The organism is Citrobacter sp. T1.2D-1 (assembly GCF_950098555.1).
Lineage (GTDB): Bacteria > Pseudomonadota > Gammaproteobacteria > Enterobacterales > Enterobacteriaceae > Citrobacter_A > Citrobacter_A telavivensis.
This window is the reverse complement of sequence record NZ_CATNHH010000005.1, coordinates 1-19,521: the sequence shown is the minus strand read 5'-3', so window position 1 is coordinate 19,521 and position 19,521 is coordinate 1. Positions and strand designations below refer to the sequence as shown.

Here is a 19,521-nt window from a genome sequence, read left to right as displayed (position 1 = left end):
GATGAAGAACTCAGTCCCTTCTGTTGAAGCATGGCTTGACGCGATGATCACCGTCGCCCGGCATTACCGTCTGGATTTCTCGCGAGAGAATGTCCGCACAACGGTTAACTGGGAACGAGACAGTCAGCGCGAGGAACTCCTGACGGATATGGCCCGCCAGTTAGGGATGGGGCTGCGCCTGATGCCTTTCTCATCCGACTCGCTGACCCCCTGGCGTCTGCCGCTTGTCGCCGTGTTTGACGATGGAGAACTCGGCGTCATTACCCGTCGGGACGCTCAGGGCAATATCAGTGTGCAATTTAGCGGCGATGACCGGCTGGAAACGACGCTGGACGTGGAGACGATTGACGGGCGAATCGCGGAACTTGCGTTATTACGCCCGTTAAGCGCGGTGCCTGATGCGAGGGTGGACGATTATATTCAGCCTTACCAGGCCAGTTGGTTCTGGAATATCGCCCTGAAGGACTGGCGGCGCTATGGCGATATTATGCTGGCGTCACTGGTGGCAAACGTACTGGCCTTAGCCGGAATGCTCTTTTCCATGCAGGTTTATGATCGCGTCGTGCCTGCGCAGTCTTATTCCACGCTATGGGTGCTGTTTGGTGGGGTGATGCTGGCCATTCTGTTTGAATTTACGATGCGGATGGTCCGCACGCACTTGTCAGATGTGATTGGTAAGCGGGCGGATCTACGGATTTCCGATCGGGTCTTCGGTCATGCCATGCGCCTGAAAAACAGCGCCCGTTCCAAATCTACCGGTTCTTTTATCTCGCAAATCAGAGAGCTGGAGTCGGTCAGGGAGTTAATCACCTCTACGACCATCAGTGCGGTGGCTGACTTACCCTTTTTCTTCCTGTTTGTGCTGATTTTGTGGCTGATTGGCGGCTGGCTTGTTCTCGTCGTCTTGCTGGCAATACCGTTACTCCTGATACCGGGACTGTTGATACAGCGACCGCTGGCGCAGCTATCCAATGAGGGGATGCGTGAATCTGCCGTGCGCAACGCCACGCTGGTCGAAGTCGTTGAATCCTTCGAAGACATCAAACTGCTGCGCGCTGAGCAACGCTTTCAGAACCAGTGGAACCATACCAATGACGTCGCTGCCACAATCAGTATGAAGCAGCGTTTTCTGACCGGCCTGTTGCTCACCTGGACGCAGGAGGTGCAATCGATCGTTTATGTGGTGGTACTGCTGGTTGGTTGCTTCATGGTGATGAACGGCGATATGACCACCGGCGCACTGGTAGGGACGACCATTCTTGCCTCCCGGACGATTGCGCCGCTGTCACAAATCTCTGGCGTACTCTCGCGCTGGCAACAGGCAAAAGTGGCCCGTAAAGGACTGGATGAGTTGATGAAGCGTCCTGTCGATCAGCCAGAACACAGCAAACGGGTCCACAAAGCGGCGTTACACGGTCACTATCAGTTTAACAATGCGGTCTTCTGGTACGATGAGGAAGAGAAAATTGCTGATGTCACCATCAACGCTCTTACTATCCGCGCGGGCGAAAAAGTCGCCATCCTCGGGCGAAACGGGGCGGGAAAATCCACACTGTTGCAAATGATGGCCGGGATGCATATTGCCCAACAGGGGCAAGTCCTGCTTGATAACATCAGTATCAGCCAACTGGATCCCGCTGATTTGCGTCGCGATATGGGATTACTCAGCCAGACCGCACGTCTGTTTTTCGGCTCCGTCAGGGAGAACATCACGATGGGAATGCCCGAGGCGTCAGATGAAGAGATTGAACGCGCACTCACGATGAGTGGTGCCATGCCGTTTGTGCAGAAACAGAAAAACGGGCTCAACTATCAGATTCAGGAAGGGGGCTTTGGTCTCTCCGGTGGACAACGCCAGACCCTGTTATTGGCGCGCTTGCTGCTTACGCAACCCAATATCGTCCTGCTGGATGAACCCAGCGCCTCGCTGGATGAAATGACGGAAGAATTCCTGATCGATCAGTTGAAACAGTGGACGACACGCCGCACGCTGATCATCGCGACGCACCGAACGGCAATGTTACAGCTGGTCGACAGGATAATCGTGATGGATCAAGGACGTGTTGTTATGGATGGGCCGAAAGAGGCCATCCTGCGTGAACATGCCGGCGCGCCTCCGACGCCCTCAGTCAGACGGATTATGTTGCAGGATAATCCTGTTCGCTCAGATAAGGGGACCGCAGCATGAGCCGGCAAATTCAACACAACCCCGGACTCAGCGAGCCGCGTCTACCGCGATCCACCCTGGTCGTACGACTCACCGCACTGATGCTGCTCTGTTTTCTGGGCTGGGCATATTTTTTTGAACTTGATGAAGTGACGACCGGGACCGGCACGGTTGAACCGTCCGGACACGAGCAAACGATCCAGTCGCTGGAAGGGGGGATCCTCTCTCATCTGAATGTGAAAGTGGGCGATATCGTTGAGCAGGGGCAACCGCTGGCGCAACTGAACAGGACCAAATCCGAATCGGATGTTCAGGAGGCATTGTCGCGGTTATATTCTGCCCTGGCGACCTCTGCGCGACTGAGTGCAGAAGTCAGCGATAAGCCGCTGACGTTTCCTGGCGAGCTCAGCCACTTGCCAGAACTGACCGCCTCTGAAACCGCGCTATACAACACGCGCCGGGAAGGATTACGTCAGTCTGTCAGCGGACTGGAGGAGGGGATCCAACTGGTCACCCGGGAACTCAACATGACGCGCCCGTTAGTCAGGCAGGGGGCAGCCAGCAGCGTTGAAGTTCTGCGCCTGCAGCGTCAACTGAACGAACTGGCTAACAAAGTCACTGATATTCGGACGCAGTATTATGTCCGGGCTCGCGAAGAACTGGCGAAAGCGAATGCCGATGCGGATGCGCAACGTGCGGTGATCCGCGGACGAGAGGACTCGTTGAGCCGACTGGACTTTGTGGCACCGGTCAGAGGGATCGTAAAAGAGATTGATGTGACCACGGTTGGTGGGGTGATCCCGCCCGGCGGCAAACTGATGACCCTTGTCCCACTGGATGAGCAACTGCTGATTGAAACAAAAATCTCTCCGCGTGATGTGGCCTTTATTCATCCGGGACAAGAAGCACTTGTCAAAATAACCGCTTACGATTATTCCATTTATGGCGGCATGAACGGAAAAGTGGCGGTGATCTCACCGGATACCCTCCAGGATGAGGTCCGTCGCGATGTGTATTACTACCGTGTGTATATCAGGACGACCAGTAATCATCTTGAAAATAAAGATAAAAAACAGTTTCCCATCTTTCCGGGAATGGTCGCCACCGTGGATGTCAAAACCGGAAAGAAAAGTGTGCTCGACTATCTTCTGAAGCCGTTTAATAAGGCCAGAGAAGCGCTACGCGAGCGTTAATATTCCGGGAAGGCGATGCTCCGTGTGGGTGATGAACACGGAGCATTTTCAGACATAATGCCTGGTTAAGAGGGGAAAAGTGTCAAATTTCGGGGAAAATACCCGAGGTAAACGCCTCTCTGATCCCCTCAATATTTGCTTCATCGGTGACGTTCAGTGCGGCCAGTACGTTGCAGGTAAAACTGAGAAACCCACACCCGCTGGCGGTAATCAGATTGCCGTCGCGAACCGAAGGTACAGCCTGATATCTCGCCGCCCCGGTGTAGGCTGAACCGGCTCGCTCCTTGAGATAGGCCAGCCCATTGGAGGTATGACTGACGTCATTAAGAAAGCCGTTGGCCCCCATAAAGGCTGACGCATCGCAAATCGCGCCTACTACTTTTTTCCTTGCCAGCGCCTGTTGCACGATGGGGACGACGCGCTTTGCCTCTTCCCCCCACCAGTTCGTGCCTCCGACCAGGATCAGCGCGGCGTAATCTGCCGGCATGGAATCAAACGTGTAATCCGGCAGGCAGCGAAAGCCTCCCAGCGACATCACTGGCCCTTCATCAGGCGCCACAACCTTAACGTCGTACTGTGGGGCCCAGATTCCGAATCCCCGACGCAATCCAGGCGCCAGTAAGGCGAACTCCCAGTCTGCATATTCTGGAATAAGCAGAAACAGCACTTCACTCGATGTACTCTCTGAGTTCATATGTCCTCCTGTGTCATTACGCAATATTATCGCGGGAGTCGTTGCCTGTGACACACGCTCATTAATATTTTCCTTTTATCCGCGATCGCGGATATCTCTTCACTTATCCCGTATAGCGGATAAAATGAGTTTACAGATTGACTTTATCCTCGAGAAGGGATAAAACTCTTAATATCCCCTTTCGCGGATAATTTTCCTGTGGACGAATGACATGAAGAGCTTACCGATGATCTACAGCCCAACGCAATTAGCGAATGCAATGAAACTGGTTCGTCAGCAAAATGGCTGGACGCAGAGCGAGCTGGCGAAAAAAATCGGCATAAAGCAGGCAACCATTTCCAATTTCGAAAATAACCCTGACAACACCACATTGATGGGCACTGTTGCAAATAGTCGGTGGTGATAAACTTATCATCCCCTTTTGCTGATGGAGCTGCACATGAACCCATTCAAAGGCCGGCATTTTCAGCGTGACATCATTCTGTGGGCCGTACGCTGGTACTGCAAATACGGCATCAGTTACCGTGAGCTGCAGGAGATGCTGGCTGAACGCGGAGTGAATGTCGATCACTCCACGATTTACCGCTGGGTTCAGCGTTATGCGCCTGAAATGGAAAAACGGCTGCGCTGGTACTGGCGTAACCCTTCCGATCTTTGCCCGTGGCACATGGATGAAACCTACGTGAAGGTCAATGGCCGCTGGGCGTATCTGTACCGGGCCGTCGACAGCCGGGGCCGCACTGTCGATTTTTATCTCTCCTCCCGTCGTAACAGCAAAGCTGCATACCGGTTTCTGGGTAAAATCCTCAACAACGTGAAGAAGTGGCAGATCCCGCGATTCATCAACACGGATAAAGCGCCCGCCTATGGTCGCGCGCTTGCTCTGCTCAAACGCGAAGGCCGGTGCCCGTCTGACGTTGAACACCGACAGATTAAGTACCGGAACAACGTGATTGAATGCGATCATGGCAAACTGAAACGGATAATCGGCGCCACGCTGGGATTTAAATCCATGAAGACGGCTTACGCCACCATCAAAGGTATTGAGGTGATGCGTGCACTACGCAAAGGCCAGGCCTCAGCATTTTATTATGGTGATCCCCTGGGCGAAATGCGCCTGGTAAGCAGAGTTTTTGAAATGTAAGGCCTTTGAATAAGACAAAAGGCTGCCTCATCGCTAACTTTGCAACAGTGCCAAAGCCATGTATTCCAGAATGTGATGCAGTCCCTGAAAGTTGACTGGCTGACGCATACACCGGCAGGTAAGGATGGCACCCGGACAACGGCACGGTCCAAAGGTAAAGTAGAGCGTCCTTTCAGGACCGTTAAAGAGGCACATGAAACCCTGTACCATTTCCATAAACCGGAGACGGAGCTGCAGGCCAACGAATGGCTCTGGAACTATCTGAGTCGTTACAATGCGCAGCAACACCGCAGCGAGAAACACTCGCGCCTGGAGGACTGGCTGGCAAATATCCCCCGGGACGGCGTGAGAGATATGTGCAGCTGGGAACAATACGGTCGGTTCGCCCGGGAGCCGGAATCCCGCAAGGTGGGTGTTGATGCGCGGGTAACGATAGACGGCACCGCATGGGAAGTTGAACCGGATATGGCGGGGGAAATCGTCATTCTGCTGTGGGGGTTGTTTGACGAAGAGATGTATGTGGAGTTTACCGGTGAAACATGGGGGCCTTATTATCCGGTATCGGGGCCTGTGCCACTACACCGTTATCGGACGTTCAGGCGTGGCAAAGCGGCTGAACGGGCCGATCGTATTCATGCTCTGGCCAGACAGCTGAACATCCCCATCAGCGCGTTGTCCGGAAGCGATCTCCGCGTGGTCAGTGATGACACCCAGCAGCGCATTGATGAATTGCCACATCAGCCCTTTGATGCCCGAAAATTTGAATACCACTTTCCCACCGTTATTGCGGCAAAACTGGCTATTGCCGACGATCTGGCCATTCCGCTGGCCAGAATGCCGGATGAAGACCGGGCGTTTATCGACAGTATTCTGGCTGAGACGCTAAACCGTAATGAAGTACTCGCCCGCATCAGAGACTATTTTCGTAACAGACAACCAGGAGAAGACCATGCGGGTTGAAGTGATGGAGCATTATGGGCTGACGCAGTCTATTGAACAGGCCAGGTATTATGAAACTGCTCACCATAAGCAGTTGATGAAAGACATTAAAGGGGCGATACGCGAAGGGCGTCTGATAGCCGTCTGTGGTGTGGTCGGAAGTGGCAAAACAGTCACTCTGCGACGCCTGCAGCAGCAACTGATGGATGAAAACAAAATCATTGTCGCCCGTTCCCTGTCGGTCGACAAACAGAGTGTCCGGCTCGCCACGCTGATTAACGCCCTGTTTTACGACCTGGCGCAGGATAAGCAGGTGCAGATCCCCAAGCAGGGTGAACGTCGCGAGCGGGAACTGCAGGAGCTGGTCAAAAAAGGTAAACGCCCGGTGGCGCTGTTTGTTGATGAGGCGCATGACCTGAACGGTAATACACTGACGGGGCTCAAACGGTTGATGGAAGTGGTTGAAGACGGCGGAGGACGGCTATCTGTCGTTCTGGCAGGTCACCCTAAACTGCGTAATGACCTGCGTCGTCCGACGATGGAGGAAATCGGTTATCGTACCGATATTTTTACGCTGGACGGGATCACCGGCAGCCAGCGCGAATATATCCAGTGGTTGCTGAAAACCAGCACCGGCAAGGGTAAGCCGGAAGATATTCTGACGACCGAAGCAGTTGACCTGTTGGCGATGAAACTTCGTACACCGCTGCAGGTCCAGTTGCACCTGACGCTGGCGATGGAAGCAGGATACCAGACAGGTGAAAAGCCGATTACCGCCACGCTGGTTGAATCCGTACTGTCACGTCAACTGGATGACCTGGAACCGACACTCACGCGGCATGGTTACCGGCTGAAAGATATGGTGGAGCAGTTTGATGCAAAACCTGCTGAAATCAGGGCATTATTTAACAATCAGTTAGACCCTGCCCGCACAGCCGAGCTACGCGACAGAATGTTGGCGGTCGGCCTACCGATATGACGATGTCTATTTGCAGTTATTGTGAGCCCGGCGGACTGGATTGCGAGTCCGTCTGGCTGATTGCGAGCCCATTGTCACTTAATGTGAGTCGGGGGCGTTTTTCATTTGCAGTTAATGTGAGCCGAAATATGCGCTGATTGCGAGTCGGAGGGATTTCGATTGCGAGCCACTACACATAGGGATTATCAACGCGATGAGAATTTTACTGGTTGAAGATGATCTGATGATCGGCGACGTGGTGGCGAATTCGTTACGCGATGCGTCGTATGCGGTGGACTGGATGAAAAATGGCAATGATGCGCTGGCCAGTTGCTTCGCGCAGCATTATGACATTGTGCTCCTGGATCTTGGGCTGCCGGGACAGGACGGCTTTAGCGTCATGAACGCACTTCGCCGTCAGGGATCATCCGTACCGGTGGTGATTGTCACCGCGCGGGATGCCCTTACGGACAGACTTCACGGCCTCGACAGTGGAGCAGACGATTACCTAATTAAACCGTTCGAGTTCAGCGAACTGCTCGCGCGGATACGCGCTGTTTTGCGACGACATAACGGCAACAGTGATCGATTGCTGAGTAACGGTGTGCTCAGCCTGAACCCGGTCAGTCACGAAGTGTGTTTGTTGGCCAGCGGAGAGAACTTTTTACTTTCGAAGCGCGAGTATGCTCTTCTGGAAGCACTCATGCAGCGCCCCGGCGGTATTCTCTCTCGCAGCGATCTTGAAGACCGTATTTATGGCTGGGGGGATGAGATTGAAAGTAACGCTGTTGAGTATTTCATCCACGCTCTACGTAAAAAGCTCGGCCGGAATGCCATCAAAAATGTCAGGGGGGTCGGATGGCTGGTTTCCAAAAGCGAGTGAAAAACTCTCTGAAGCTACAGCTCTCGGTAGCCCTGAGCGTCGCCATTTTATTTACCGCAGTTATTTCCTGTGGTCTTACCTTCTATTTTGCACTCGACGAAGCCCATGAACTACAGGATGGCACCCTGACCCAAATCGCCAGTGTGATATATGACAACCCTGACTCGCAGACTCTTGTTAAGCAACTGGATGGTGATAATGATTCCCGAGTGGTGGTGGAATTCATATCGGAAAACGGTAATTCCCTGCAGGCCCGCGACCCCACTTTTCAGCTGGAAACGCCCATGCATGAAGGTTTTCAGAACGTAATTTCCGGCGGAGAATCGTATCGTGTATTGGTGCATCGACTTTCACCCACCCAATTGGTCGCCATTGGTCAGCAGCTTGACGTACGCGACGAAATCTCATTTGAAAGCGCACTGCGCACGTTGATCCCGCTCAGTCTGCTGTTGCCGATACTGTTGCTGGTTGCGACTGATCTGATCCGGAAAGCCTTTCGCCCCGTTTCACTCCTTGCCGATGAGGTGCATCAGCGAGATGAACGCAATTTGACGCCGTTCCCTGAAGATGCCATTCCTGATGAAATTCGTCCATTTGTGGGTGGTATCAATAAATTGTTGCACAAAGTTAACGATGCCATGCAGACACAGTCACGTTTTATCGCCGATGCGGCCCATGAGTTACGTACCCCGCTAACGGCATTGTCGCTACAGGCGGAGCGGCTGTCGGCGAGCGAAATGTCGCCCGAAGCGCAATTCCGGCTGAACAGCCTGCAACAAGGGTTAAGCCGAACCAAAAACTTGTTAGAACAGCTGCTTCTGCTTGCCCGCGAACAGCAAAATACGCGGCAAGGAAATAATCAGCCTCTGCTCATTACACAGTTATTCAGGGAGGTGATTGAATCCCTGCATCCACTTGCTCTGGAAAAAAGTATTGATATTGGCGTACTGGAAACTGCCAGTGCGAGTCAGCTGGTTTACACCGATAAATACACACTCACTATTATCGTGAAAAATCTGGTAGAAAACGCAATCCGCTATATACCGGAACACGGACAAATTGATCTCAGCGTGATGGTATCGCAGCACGAAGCGATCATTAAAGTTGAAGATAACGGTCCCGGTATTGCCGCAGAAGAAAGGATGCGCGTGTTCGATGCATTTTATCGCCCTGAAGGCGTGACCCAACCCGGCTCTGGGTTGGGCTTAGCGATAGTCAAAGCATGCGTCACGCGGCTGGGTGGGAAAGTTACTTTAGCCCCTGCCAGCCAGTTTACCTCAGGCGTACTGGTCAGCATTGTCCTGCCACTGCAATCTGCGCGATAAAATGTAGATGAAAATTGTACTCTTACTGGAGATACTTTGCGTTCTGCTGGTGTTTTGCCTGCATCCCGACCTCGGTAAGGATATTGCCTGTTATTTGCATAAGATGATTTTCTACTCTTGCCACAGGTTTACGAGTAGGTGATTTGGGAGGAAGCGTCTTAGCCTTTGAAGTTGGCGCGAAGGAGAGAATGGCACTCCGTGCAACGCATTAATTACCGCGGATATCCGCCATCACCTACTTGCGCCTGTGTGTACCATTTCATCAGCTCTGCAGTTCCCGGCTCGTTTTCGGCGGGGGCCCATGGGGCGGCATCTTGATCAGCAACAGGCTGGTACCTACCGTGTTTTACCTCAAAAATAACGCCGCCTTCATCCAGTGACAATACGGTATGCCAGGTGCCTGCATCCATCTCCAGCACTTTACAGTCCTCACCTAACACGACGCGCTGGGTCAGGTTACCCAGGTCATCAAAGTTCAATACCAAAAAGCGACCGGTAAGGGATGTCAGCAGTTCAAAAGTATGCGGGTGGCGATGAGGGCGAACATAAGTTCCCGGTTCCATAGCAATAGCCAGACGCTGCACCGGGTCGCTCAATTCAGGGTGGAAATTATGATGGGCACGTAAGCGGGGGGAATTTGCGGCTTGTGCGCTTTGCTTGCGTAGGTCGTTGAAAGTAAGTTGTTTCATATTATAAGCCTTATTGCATTCTTGCAGCTTACGGCAACCAGGTTGCCGTAAGGCTTTTTGTTATACTAACAATCGATTAGCCACGGCATTCGCGGAACAAATCGCGGTCAGGATTATAGACGCTGGTGCTTACGTCCCACAGCCCCAAAATCGATGAGAACAGGTTGTCGTGGGAATATGATTTTTTCGCCGCATTATTTTCAAGGCAAGACATGTTGATGTGTTTCCCGGCGATAAAGCCCGGTGACATCCAGACCTGCATCGGAATATGCGTCTGCTGATCCGGTGCCAGTTTGTACGGCGTGCCGTGCAGATATAGCCCGCTTTCGCCCAATGATTCACCATGATCGGACACATAAAGCAGCACGGTGTTGTACTGATCGCTGTAATTTTTTAGCTTTTCAATCATCTCAGCTAATACATAGTCTGTATAACGAAGGGTGTTGTCGTAGGTGTTGACCAATTGTTCCTGAGTACAGTTTTCGATATCGCTACGTGCACATTCGGGCATGAAGTGGCGATGCTCAGCCGGATAACGCAGGTAATAAGTCGGTCCATGGCTGCCAATGATATGGAAGGCGACAAGCTTATCACCTGGCATTTTGGCGATTTCATCATCAAGGTTTTCCAGCATCACCTCGTCATGGCACGTTTTGCCATCGCACAGTTTCGGGTTATCACTAGGCTTAATTTCGACAGTCGGGATGCGGCTACATACGCCTTTACAACCGCCATCGTTCTCTTTCCATAACAGCGAGACACCGGTTTTCTGCACGATGTCGAGGAAATTTTCACTGTTAGATGCTTTTTTACTGTCGTACTCGGTGCGATTCATATTCGAGAACATGCACGGAACGGATATTGCGGTAGCGGTACCGCAGGAATGCATATTTTTAAACGAAATAACGCCGCCGGATTTGCTGGTAAAGGCATTGGTATCACGCGAATAACCGTTCATCGAGAAATTCTGGCTGCGTGCCGTTTCGCCAATCACCAGGAACATCAGCGTGGGTTTTTCGTGAGCGACGACGCGTTTAGCATCATTCCCCAGCGTCTGGAAAGGCACTTTAGTCGTAAAGTACGTATCCTTAACATACTGGAAAGTGCTGTAAGCGTAGTTCGCCGGGATGATCTCTTTATTCAATGTCGAGTTATTGCGGCCGACAGAGGCATAATCCTGATAATAAAGTGCGGCAACACCTGCAATCAAACTCAACGATGCCAGCACGGAGAGCAAACGGTAAGCAATGCCTTTATACCATTTTTCAGGATATTGAATTTTTATTGAAAAAAGGAGGATGGCAGGAAGGATACCGGTAAAGACGAACCATATAATAATTGAGCCATTAAGATAGGAATGCGCTTCCTGGGGGTTAGTTTCAATAATGTTTTGAATCATCGTTTGATCAAACATTACTTTATATTTTAGTGTCGAATAACTGACCAGTGAGCCAGTGATAAACAGTAAAGCAAAGAAAGGTTTCAGCAGAAAACGAACTGAGAAAGGCATAAAAACAACGTTAAGCGCCGCAACCAGAACAAAGGGAATAGAAATGACAAAACCAATTTTGACATGCTCTAAATGCGACAAAATCTCGTAAAAATGCAGCAATATTGGCCAGTTAAGTAAAAACGCAAAGATCATTGCCAGAAGTAAAACCAGCGGAATAACTTTCACCCTGAAAAGTACAGGCATTAACACCTCCGGAAAATAGTAAACCAGTAAAAACATTGATGATAATTACAACAATTCAATCTAATATTATGATTGCCTTATTCGCTGCAAAGCAGAGATTATCATTCTGAAATCTTAGGTTAACCTTAACGAGGCTTTGTTGAATAAATCAGATTTCGGGTAAGTCTCCCCCGTAGCGGGTTGTGTTTTCAGGCAATACGCACGCTTTCAGGCATACCTGCTTTCGTCATTTTGTTCAGCGCTCGTACCAGGGCCATAGCCTCCGCAACCTGACCATCGTAGTCACGCAGCGTCAGTGAACCCCCGAACAGCTGTTTTACCCGGTACATCGCCGTTTCCGCTATCGAGCGACGGTTGTAATCTGTTGTCCATTTCCACCGCGCATTACTCCCGGTCATTCGCTGATTAGCCACTGCACGGTTACGGTCTGCATATTCACCGGGCCAGTAACCCGCACCTTTTCGGGGAGGGATAAGCGCGCTGATTTTCTTATGCCGCAGTTCATCGTGACATAGCCGGGTATCGTAAGCGCCATCGGCGGCGGCTGACCTGATTTTCCGGTGGGTTTGCCGGATTAACCCGGGGAAGGCCTCTGAGTCCGTAACGTTGTTCAGCGACAGGTCAGCGCAGATGATTTCATGTGTTTTACTGTCAACGGCGAGATGCAGCTTACGCCAGATACGGCGGCGTTCCTGGCCATGCTTTTTGACTTTCCACTCGCCTTCACCGAAGACCTTCAGCCCGGTGGAATCAATTACCAGGTGTGCGATTTCACCCCGGGTGGGCGTTTTGAAACTGACATTAACCGACTTTGCCCGCCTGCTGACACAGCTGTAATCCGGGCAGCGTAGCGGAACGTTCATCAGAGAAAAAATGGAATCAATAAAGCCCTGCGCAGCGCGCAGGGTCAGCCTGAATACGCGTTTAATGACCAGCACAGTCGTGATGGCAAGGTCAGAATAGCGCTGAGGTCTGCCTCGTGAAGAAGGCGCTGCCGACTCATACCAGGCCTGAATAGCTTCATCATCCAGCCAGAAAGTTATGGAGCCACGGTTGATGAGGGCTTTATTGTAGGTGGGCCAGTTGGTGATTTTGAACTTTTGCTTTGCCACGGAACGGTCTGCGTTGTCGGGAAGATGCGTGATCTGATCCTTCAACTCAGCAAAAGTTCGATTTATTCAACAAAGCCGCGGTGATGCTTACGGTATGGTGGTTATCAAGTTTTATCCTGATTAGCACCCTTAATGGCTATTTCGATAATCAGGACCGCGATTTTCTGACAGGTAAACTTCAGCTCACCGAAGAGTTTCTTAAAACAGAGACGTTCCGGAACAAAACGGATATTAAGTCATTATCAGAAAAAATAAACGATGCGATGGTAGGGCACAATGGTTTATTCATTTCTATAAAAAACATGGAAAATGAAAAAATTGTTGAACTCTATGCCAAAAATTCTGTTGTTCCAGCGGTCCTGCTTAATAAGTCGGGTGATATTCTCGACTATATGATCCAGACGGAAGAAAATAACACCGTGTACCGCAGTATCTCGCGGCGGGTTGCCGTGACGCCGGAACAGGGTAAAAGCAAACATGTCATCATTACGGTTGCCACGGATACTGGGTATCACACCCTGTTTATGGATAAGCTCAGTACCTGGCTGTTCTGGTTCAATATCGGTCTGGTCTTTATTTCTGTTTTTCTGGGCTGGCTGACCACACGTATTGGTCTGAAACCGCTACGGGAAATGACCAGTCTGGCTTCCTCCATGACCGTACACAGCCTGGATCAGCGTCTTAATCCCGATTTGGCTCCGCCGGAAATTTCTGAGACCATGCAGGAGTTCAATAACATGTTCGATCGCCTGGAGGGGTCATTCCGGAAACTGTCAGATTTCTCGTCTGACATCGCGCATGAGCTGCGCACACCGGTCAGTAATCTGATGATGCAGACGCAGTTTGCACTGGCTAAGGAAAGGGATGTTTCGCATTACCGCGAAATCTTATTCGCTTACCTGGAAGAACTGAAAAGGTTGTCACGAATGACCAGTGATATGCTTTTTCTGGCACGTTCAGAGCATGGTCTGCTGCAGCTGGATAAACATGATGTGGATCTGGCCGCCGAACTGAATGAATTACGTGAGCTGTTCGAGCCTCTGGCAGACGAAACAGGAAAGACAATCACCGTTGAAGGAGAGGGCGTTGTTGCCGGAGACAGCGATATGCTGCGACGTGCTTTCAGTAACCTGCTTTCCAATGCAATCAAGTATTCTCCCGATAACACCTGTACAGCGATACACCTTGAGCGTGACAGTGACTGTGTGAACGTGATGATTACGAATACGATGTCCGGCCAGGTTCCCGCTAATCTGGAACGTTTGTTTGATCGGTTCTATCGAGCTGATTCATCAAGGGTCCACAACACGGAAGGCGCGGGGCTGGGATTATCAATTACAAGGTCGATCATTCATGCTCATGGCGGCGAGCTGTCAGCAGAACAGCAGGGGCGGGAAATTGTGTTCAGTGTGCGCCTGTTAATGGATTAATCCCGTTCTTCAGGAGAAACCTGGAAGGTGACAAAATTGTCATCATTCAGTCACGCGATAAACAGAGGCGGTTTTTTATAATCATACATAAATCAGGAGCAGAGTGATAACGCAATCGCCTGGTTCCTGGAGTGATGAATAACCCGCCCTGAGATCAAATGCTTTCTCTGTTATAAGCCGTTGATTGTTTGGGTATGAAAACACCGGAGACCCAACCATGAAAAAGATCCTTGTATCATTTGTTGCCATTATGGCTGTCGCTTCATCCGCCATGGCTGCAGAGACAATGAACATGCATGACCAGGTAAATAATGCCCAGGCACCCGCCCATCAGATGCAGTCAACCTCTGAAAAAAGCGCTGTTCAGGGAGACAGTATGACAATGATGGATATGAGCGGACACGATCAGGCTGCAATGTCCCATGAAATGATGCAAAACGGCAACGCTTCTGCCCACCAGGACATGGCGGAGATGCATAAAAAAATGATGAAAGGCAAACCAGGGGCCACCAACGAATCAGCAACGTCATTTTCAGAAATGAACGAGCATGAAAAAGCCGCTGTTGTGCACGAGAAGGCGAATAATGGTCAGTCTTCCGTTATTCATCAGCAGCAGGCTGAAAAGCATCGCAGCCAGATCACCCAGAATTAACCCGCAGCTCCACTTGTTAGACCCTCATTTGACGCCGAAGTCACTGGCTTACGCTCCCGTCCGGGAGCGTTTTTTTTATTCTTTCATTTATCATTGAGTCTTATGGGAATGGATTTAATCAGTTACTTAATCCCTGCCTCAGCAACAAGTCCCGGAAAGAGCAGCTTTATATTCCGGGTTTTTCTGCTCATAACCTCAACGGTGGCGCTTAGGATGTACTTTGTAAGTACCCAGAGTGTGTGTCATCAGTACCGGTGTTAATGCACCAGCCCATTCCAGCCATGTATACCCATGTAAATCCCAACAGCAGCAATCAGGGCGCTTGAAATATAGGGGGCTCTTCTGGCGATGGTATTGAAGCCACTCCAGCGTTTGGCGACCTGACGAACGCTGATCGCCGCACCCACTCCAACCGTTACGAGGGTCAATGCCAGGCCGATACTGAAACAAACAACCAGTGTGGCACCCAGCGTAAGCGCTTTAAGCTGAAGGCAGATCAACAATACAGTTATAGCTGCCGGGCAAGGGATAAGCCCTCCTGTCAGTCCAAATATCAGGATTTGCCCGTTGGTTACTTCTTTCCCGTCGAAGCGGCGTTTTATGTCATTGGCATGAGCCAGTTCGTGAGCGTCCTGATACTCTTTCGAATTCACATCCAGCCCATCAAGCTCAGAGTGGTCATGGTCATGGTCGTGTTCAGCGAACGCCACATCATAGTCATGGACATGACCACGATGTCCCAGAGACAGACGTACGTTGAAACTGTGAGGCTCAGGGATGGGAGATGTTGACTCCAGATAATCACCATGATCAACAAATTCAAAAGTCTGAGAGATCGTACTGTTTTCCCGAAGTGTGGTTAATGAGATATCTTCAGAAGCCCATCTTTGGCCACTAAGAGTGCGTAGCCGCCAGTGGGGAAGTTGTCCTTCTTCAAAAATGGACAGTTCAACTTTTCCATGGCCAGTATCGATCAACCTTGTTTCGTCATGGTGATGATGTTCATTCTCCTGCATTCCCTCCAGCCAGTTTTTCTCACCGCTCCAGGTTCGCCAGAACATCCAAAAAGCCGTACCAAGGATGATCACTGAAGAGACCATCTGTAGCCAGGGTTCGGCTGATTCTGCGGTAAATTTATTACTGATATACATCCCTCCAAAAGCAATCAGCCATACGACTGCAGTGTGCGACAATGTTGCCGCGACACCCAGCATCACGGCCTGACGTACGGTGCCTTTTATAGCAATGATGAATGCTGCCATCATTGTTTTGGAGTGCCCGGGCTCCAGTCCATGAAGCGCGCCAAGCAGAATGGCGCTGGGGATGAAAAACCATGCGTTGCCTTGCTGAAGAAGTGTCGTAAATTCGTTCATGAGAATCATTCTTGGTTATTAAGTGTAGGCCGGATTCTACTCCCCCCCAGTAAAATATACTACCCCCCAGTAGAATAACGCTGGTATAGTTACATAAAATATCCAGGAGAGTGAGAGCCCACATGTCACATACCATCCGCGATAAACAAAAACTGAAAGCACGTACAAGCAAGATCCAGGGGCAGGTTGCTGCGCTGAAAAAAATGCTTGATGAACCTCACGAATGTGCCGCTGTACTGCAACAAATAGCCGCCATACGTGGTGCCGTGAATGGTTTATTGCGTGAAGTGATTAAAGGACATTTGACTGAACATATTGTTCATGAAAGTGAAGAACAGAAACGAGAAGAAGACCTGGACGTTGTGCTGAAGGTTCTGGATTCTTACATCAAGTGACAGTTTGGCTAAAAGCCCTGAGCATTAATTTATCTAAATAACACGTTATCAAGTGACGGTTTTGGGCTGTTTGTAGCGGCATAGTGAGTTTGTTTAATCAATGAGCTTTAAGATGCCCCCCTTCATGCAAGGCAACGCGTACATTTCTGGTACATCTACTTCCCTTACTTTGCTCAGGGCAACCCACATTGTTAAAGCCTCTACTCGCTGACCATCAAAATCACCCAACGTCAGATAATGGAAAAAAATTTTGGATGACATTTTGAAACGTGTCCTCTGCTGTGAACGTCGAGAGATGCTACGCGAGAAAGGAGATGACCTACTTAGTATCCTGTTAAGTAGGTCTATCTGAAGAAGTAGACAACTTTAAAGTCTTTTTCATGTTAAAGGAGACAACTTTAATGTCTGTGTACAGGTCCTACCTTTGCTCAAATCAAAATGTTCTGACATACCAAAATGGAGTGTAAAATGACTCAAAACCAGGGTTCTGAGCCAGTACCGGCGAGCCGGACAGGGCAGCTCATCAGCGCCCGGGATATGGCCATGCAGAAATTCGAAGAAGGGATGCGGTTAATCTCGGAAGCGTCGGAACTGTGCGGTCTCTCTCTCTTCACCAGCAGAATTATGCAGCCCAACGCATTTGGTCTTCCGTCGTCACTGGATCGCACCATCGAGGAGGGGCGTAAGGAAATTGACCGTAAAACGTGGAAAAGGCTCTTTGAAGAAACAGGTATGGACCGGTACTGGAACCATAAGCAAAAAGAAGCCTTTAACGAATCCCTTCGTACGGATCCGCCCGTCGCTTCCCTGGAGATTGTTAAGGGAACATTACAGCATGCACTGGCTAACAGACGAGACACCCTTGCAGAAGGTTTCGTTGATGTTCTCAACAAGCTTGACCGAAGTTTCAAAAGCAATGCCAGGCAATATACAATGCCAAAAAAGCTTGTTCTTCGGGGGATTTTTCCTGGTGTGAACGTGCTGAGGTACAACGGTTTCTCGCAGGACAATCACTTTTGTTTACGCGACTTTGAGAATATTGTATGCATCTGTTCTGATACTCCAACACCTGCAACCGGCGGTGGGCTGAGTATGGTCGACAGGCTGACGGCCATGAGAAATACAGAATTCACAGGCGAGGTCAGTGATGAGAATGGCTGGCGGTGTCGCCTGTTTGAGAATGGAAACGTTCATATTTGCATCGACAGTATCTCGCTTCTGAATGCTCTGAACGATCTTATCAGCATATATTTTGCAAACCAGCTTCCGGCCGCAGGAAAAAAATGATGATTGAAAATGATAAAGAAAAAAGCCTGAACGATGCTACCCCGCCAGAGGTGCAGAATGACATCCGCAGCGAATCCACTGAAAAATCAAAGGAAATGGGTCGTTCAAGGTACTCATCTATCGCGATGATCGATTACTTCAATGCAATCGAACGTCTGTGCAAAGAGAAAGAAATTAACCCGGAAAATATCGATCTGAGCTTCAAAGTTCACTGGCTCAGAAACGCTGTTGGCGGCTCGTTTGCAAGGTCACAGGAGATGTTCGCGGAGTACCAGAAGTATGTTAAAGAGGTTCCTGAAGAGGCCCGTTACCTGGATATACCCGATGAGGTAAAGGTTGCACTCGGCGATATTATCTCGTACATCACCTGGCACTACCGTAGAAGCTATACCGCAATACAGAATGATAGTGTTAAAAAAGCTGAAGCACGTAGCATGCAGCTGGAGGAGGAGGTAACGCAGCTGTTACAGCGGCTTGAGCAAAGCGCTACCGATATGGATGAGCTGAAACTTGAGAATCAGGCACTACAGGGTCGATTAGAGATCCGGGACAGTACCGTCAAGGAGTTAGAAACAAGGCTGAATGTTGCCGAAGCAGAACTCGAAACCTGCCATCACCAGTTAGATAGCACACGGCATGAATTGAGCCTCGCACAGCAGTCAAATGACTCACTCTCCCAGCAACTGGCTGAACGTAAAACAGAGATCGCTGGTCACCTTGAATATCAAAAAAAGCTGAACGAAGAGATCAACACGCAGCGTTCTGATAACGCCGGTCTTTCCAGACAATGCGACCAGTTAAGTCAGACTGTGTCAGATACAAAGGCAGAGAGGGACAGGTTTGAACAGGAATTGATTGCTGCACAGAACCTTTGTACTGAGCTGAAAAGTGCACTGTCCGGGAAAGAGGGTGACCTGGTGGCGGTGAATGCCGAGCTTACTGAACTCCATAAACTAAACGAGTCGCTGAGCGCCGACCTGAATAAAGTAACTTTGGTCAGCCAGGGCTATGAAGCGGAAGTGGCTGAACAAAGCAATGAACTCAAAACGCTCCAGGCCAAAGTAATGAAGCTGGAAGCTACCCTGGAGGCGGAGAAAACAATCTCAGAATCCCTAAAAGGCACCATTGATACATTAACTGGTGCAATGGCAGGGGGAGGTACTGGAAAGTCAAAACAGCCGCGTAGCAGAAAAACATCATGATAAATGAAGCCAGGTTGATACACTTCTCTGCATCCCCTGGCACATAAGAACTTCTGCGGACATTCAGCCCGTCCGCAGGAGTTTTCGTCCTTCAGTCAACAAATGCACTACCTTTTTTGAGTCTCCACTTTCCAGAGCAGAAAACACGTTACCGATTCTACCAACAGCTTGTATCTGAGTGATAACCCCAGTCTTGTAATCATCTAGGATCCCTGACAGGAAAGCGTTCAGTTTTGTCTGTTCGCTTAGCGAAAGTGAATCGCCACGGATAATCTAGACACTTCCGAGCCGTTGATAATACTGGTTTTCATATTCTGTCGGTGACATCTGATCGCTAGAACCATGCCGACGCTTACTGTTATAAAACATTTCGATGTAATCA

General features: G+C 50.1%; 17 protein-coding genes and 2 pseudogenes. 13 read left to right on the top strand and 6 right to left on the bottom strand.

Annotated features, from left to right (window positions below; genetic code table 11):
• Position 1 precedes the first annotated feature (1 nt).
• A complete protein-coding gene (locus QQZ17_RS06930; RefSeq protein ID WP_284554121.1) occupies positions 2-2,188 on the top strand; it encodes a type I secretion system permease/ATPase in 2,187 nt (728 codons plus the stop codon).
• Entirely contained in the window at positions 2,185-3,360 is a 1,176-nt protein-coding gene (locus QQZ17_RS06925) for an HlyD family type I secretion periplasmic adaptor subunit (RefSeq protein ID WP_284554120.1), read from the top strand. The genes QQZ17_RS06930 and QQZ17_RS06925 overlap by 4 nt, the downstream gene beginning before the upstream one ends.
• Positions 3,361-3,442: 82 nt before the next feature.
• Here QQZ17_RS06925 and QQZ17_RS06920 read toward each other — a convergent pair whose 3' ends face one another.
• Complete coding sequence (locus QQZ17_RS06920) at positions 3,443-4,054, bottom strand: DJ-1/PfpI family protein (protein ID WP_284554119.1); 612 nt, start codon at positions 4,052-4,054, stop codon at positions 3,443-3,445.
• A gap of 211 nt (positions 4,055-4,265) precedes the next feature.
• Between QQZ17_RS06920 and hipB the strand changes: the two are divergent.
• The 6 genes and pseudogenes from hipB to qseC-like form a co-directional block, all read left to right on the top strand.
• Positions 4,266-4,427: pseudogene (hipB, locus tag QQZ17_RS06915) on the top strand (type II toxin-antitoxin system antitoxin HipB); the annotation flags it as partial.
• Positions 4,428-4,493: 66 nt separating this feature from the next.
• A complete protein-coding gene (locus tag QQZ17_RS06910) occupies positions 4,494-5,198 on the top strand; it encodes an IS6-like element IS26 family transposase (RefSeq protein ID WP_001067855.1) in 705 nt (234 codons plus the stop codon).
• A 51-nt stretch (positions 5,199-5,249) separates the two neighbouring features.
• Positions 5,250-6,158: pseudogene (locus QQZ17_RS06905) on the top strand (IS481 family transposase); the annotation flags it as partial.
• A complete protein-coding gene (locus tag QQZ17_RS06900; protein WP_077909719.1) occupies positions 6,091-7,116 on the top strand; it encodes an ExeA family protein in 1,026 nt (341 codons plus the stop codon). The pseudogene QQZ17_RS06905 and the gene QQZ17_RS06900, both read left to right, overlap by 68 nt.
• 193 nt (positions 7,117-7,309) lie before the next feature.
• Positions 7,310-7,978 (top strand): QseB-like response regulator transcription factor, encoded by a 669-nt coding sequence (gene qseB-like, locus QQZ17_RS06895; RefSeq protein ID WP_001572368.1) that lies wholly within the window; start codon positions 7,310-7,312, stop codon positions 7,976-7,978.
• Positions 7,954-9,303 carry a QseC-like sensor histidine kinase gene (qseC-like, locus tag QQZ17_RS06890; protein WP_001572371.1) on the top strand — a complete coding sequence of 450 codons (1,350 nt, stop codon included), beginning with the start codon at positions 7,954-7,956 and terminating at the stop codon, positions 9,301-9,303. Before qseB-like ends, qseC-like begins: the two co-directional genes overlap by 25 nt.
• Positions 9,304-9,515: 212 nt before the next feature.
• On the opposite strand, the gene QQZ17_RS06885 is transcribed toward qseC-like, so the two are convergent.
• The 3 genes from QQZ17_RS06885 to QQZ17_RS06875 form a co-directional block, all read right to left on the bottom strand.
• A complete protein-coding gene (locus QQZ17_RS06885) occupies positions 9,516-9,992 on the bottom strand; it encodes a WbuC family cupin fold metalloprotein (protein WP_001572372.1) in 477 nt (158 codons plus the stop codon).
• A 76-nt stretch (positions 9,993-10,068) separates the two neighbouring features.
• On the bottom strand, positions 10,069-11,688 hold the full coding sequence (locus QQZ17_RS06880) for a phosphoethanolamine--lipid A transferase MCR-9.1 (RefSeq protein ID WP_001572373.1): 1,620 nt from the start codon (positions 11,686-11,688) through the stop codon (positions 10,069-10,071).
• 188 nt (positions 11,689-11,876) lie between these two features.
• Positions 11,877-12,800 carry an IS5-like element IS903B family transposase gene (locus tag QQZ17_RS06875; protein WP_001572374.1) on the bottom strand — a complete coding sequence of 308 codons (924 nt, stop codon included), beginning with the start codon at positions 12,798-12,800 and terminating at the stop codon, positions 11,877-11,879.
• A gap of 83 nt (positions 12,801-12,883) precedes the next feature.
• Here QQZ17_RS06875 and pcoS point away from each other — a divergent pair, with 83 nt between their 5' ends.
• Together pcoS and QQZ17_RS06865 are read left to right on the top strand one after the other, a co-directional pair.
• Positions 12,884-14,230 (top strand): copper resistance membrane spanning protein PcoS, encoded by a 1,347-nt coding sequence (gene pcoS / locus QQZ17_RS06870; RefSeq protein WP_001572376.1) that lies wholly within the window; start codon positions 12,884-12,886, stop codon positions 14,228-14,230.
• A gap of 217 nt (positions 14,231-14,447) precedes the next feature.
• Positions 14,448-14,882, top strand: coding sequence for a hypothetical protein (locus tag QQZ17_RS06865; protein WP_000723070.1), 435 nt, complete (start codon positions 14,448-14,450; stop codon positions 14,880-14,882).
• A gap of 257 nt (positions 14,883-15,139) precedes the next feature.
• Here QQZ17_RS06865 and QQZ17_RS06860 read toward each other — a convergent pair whose 3' ends face one another.
• Positions 15,140-16,255, bottom strand: coding sequence for a nickel/cobalt efflux protein RcnA (locus QQZ17_RS06860; RefSeq protein WP_001572377.1), 1,116 nt, complete (start codon positions 16,253-16,255; stop codon positions 15,140-15,142).
• Positions 16,256-16,377: 122 nt separating this feature from the next.
• On the opposite strand from QQZ17_RS06860, the gene rcnR reads away from it, so the two are divergent.
• From rcnR to QQZ17_RS06845, 3 genes are all read left to right on the top strand, one after another.
• Complete coding sequence (gene rcnR, locus QQZ17_RS06855) at positions 16,378-16,650, top strand: Ni(II)/Co(II)-binding transcriptional repressor RcnR (RefSeq protein WP_000019951.1); 273 nt, start codon at positions 16,378-16,380, stop codon at positions 16,648-16,650.
• 468 nt (positions 16,651-17,118) lie between these two features.
• A complete protein-coding gene (locus tag QQZ17_RS06850; protein ID WP_000193209.1) occupies positions 17,119-17,937 on the top strand; it encodes a DUF4942 domain-containing protein in 819 nt (272 codons plus the stop codon).
• A complete protein-coding gene (locus QQZ17_RS06845; RefSeq protein ID WP_001572381.1) occupies positions 17,934-19,139 on the top strand; it encodes a hypothetical protein in 1,206 nt (401 codons plus the stop codon). The genes QQZ17_RS06850 and QQZ17_RS06845 overlap by 4 nt, the downstream gene beginning before the upstream one ends.
• Before the next feature lie 273 nt (positions 19,140-19,412).
• Here the strand turns inward: QQZ17_RS06845 and QQZ17_RS06840 are convergent.
• Positions 19,413-19,521: IS3 family transposase (locus QQZ17_RS06840; RefSeq protein WP_131023897.1), on the bottom strand; the 109-nt coding region annotated here is incomplete at its 5' end.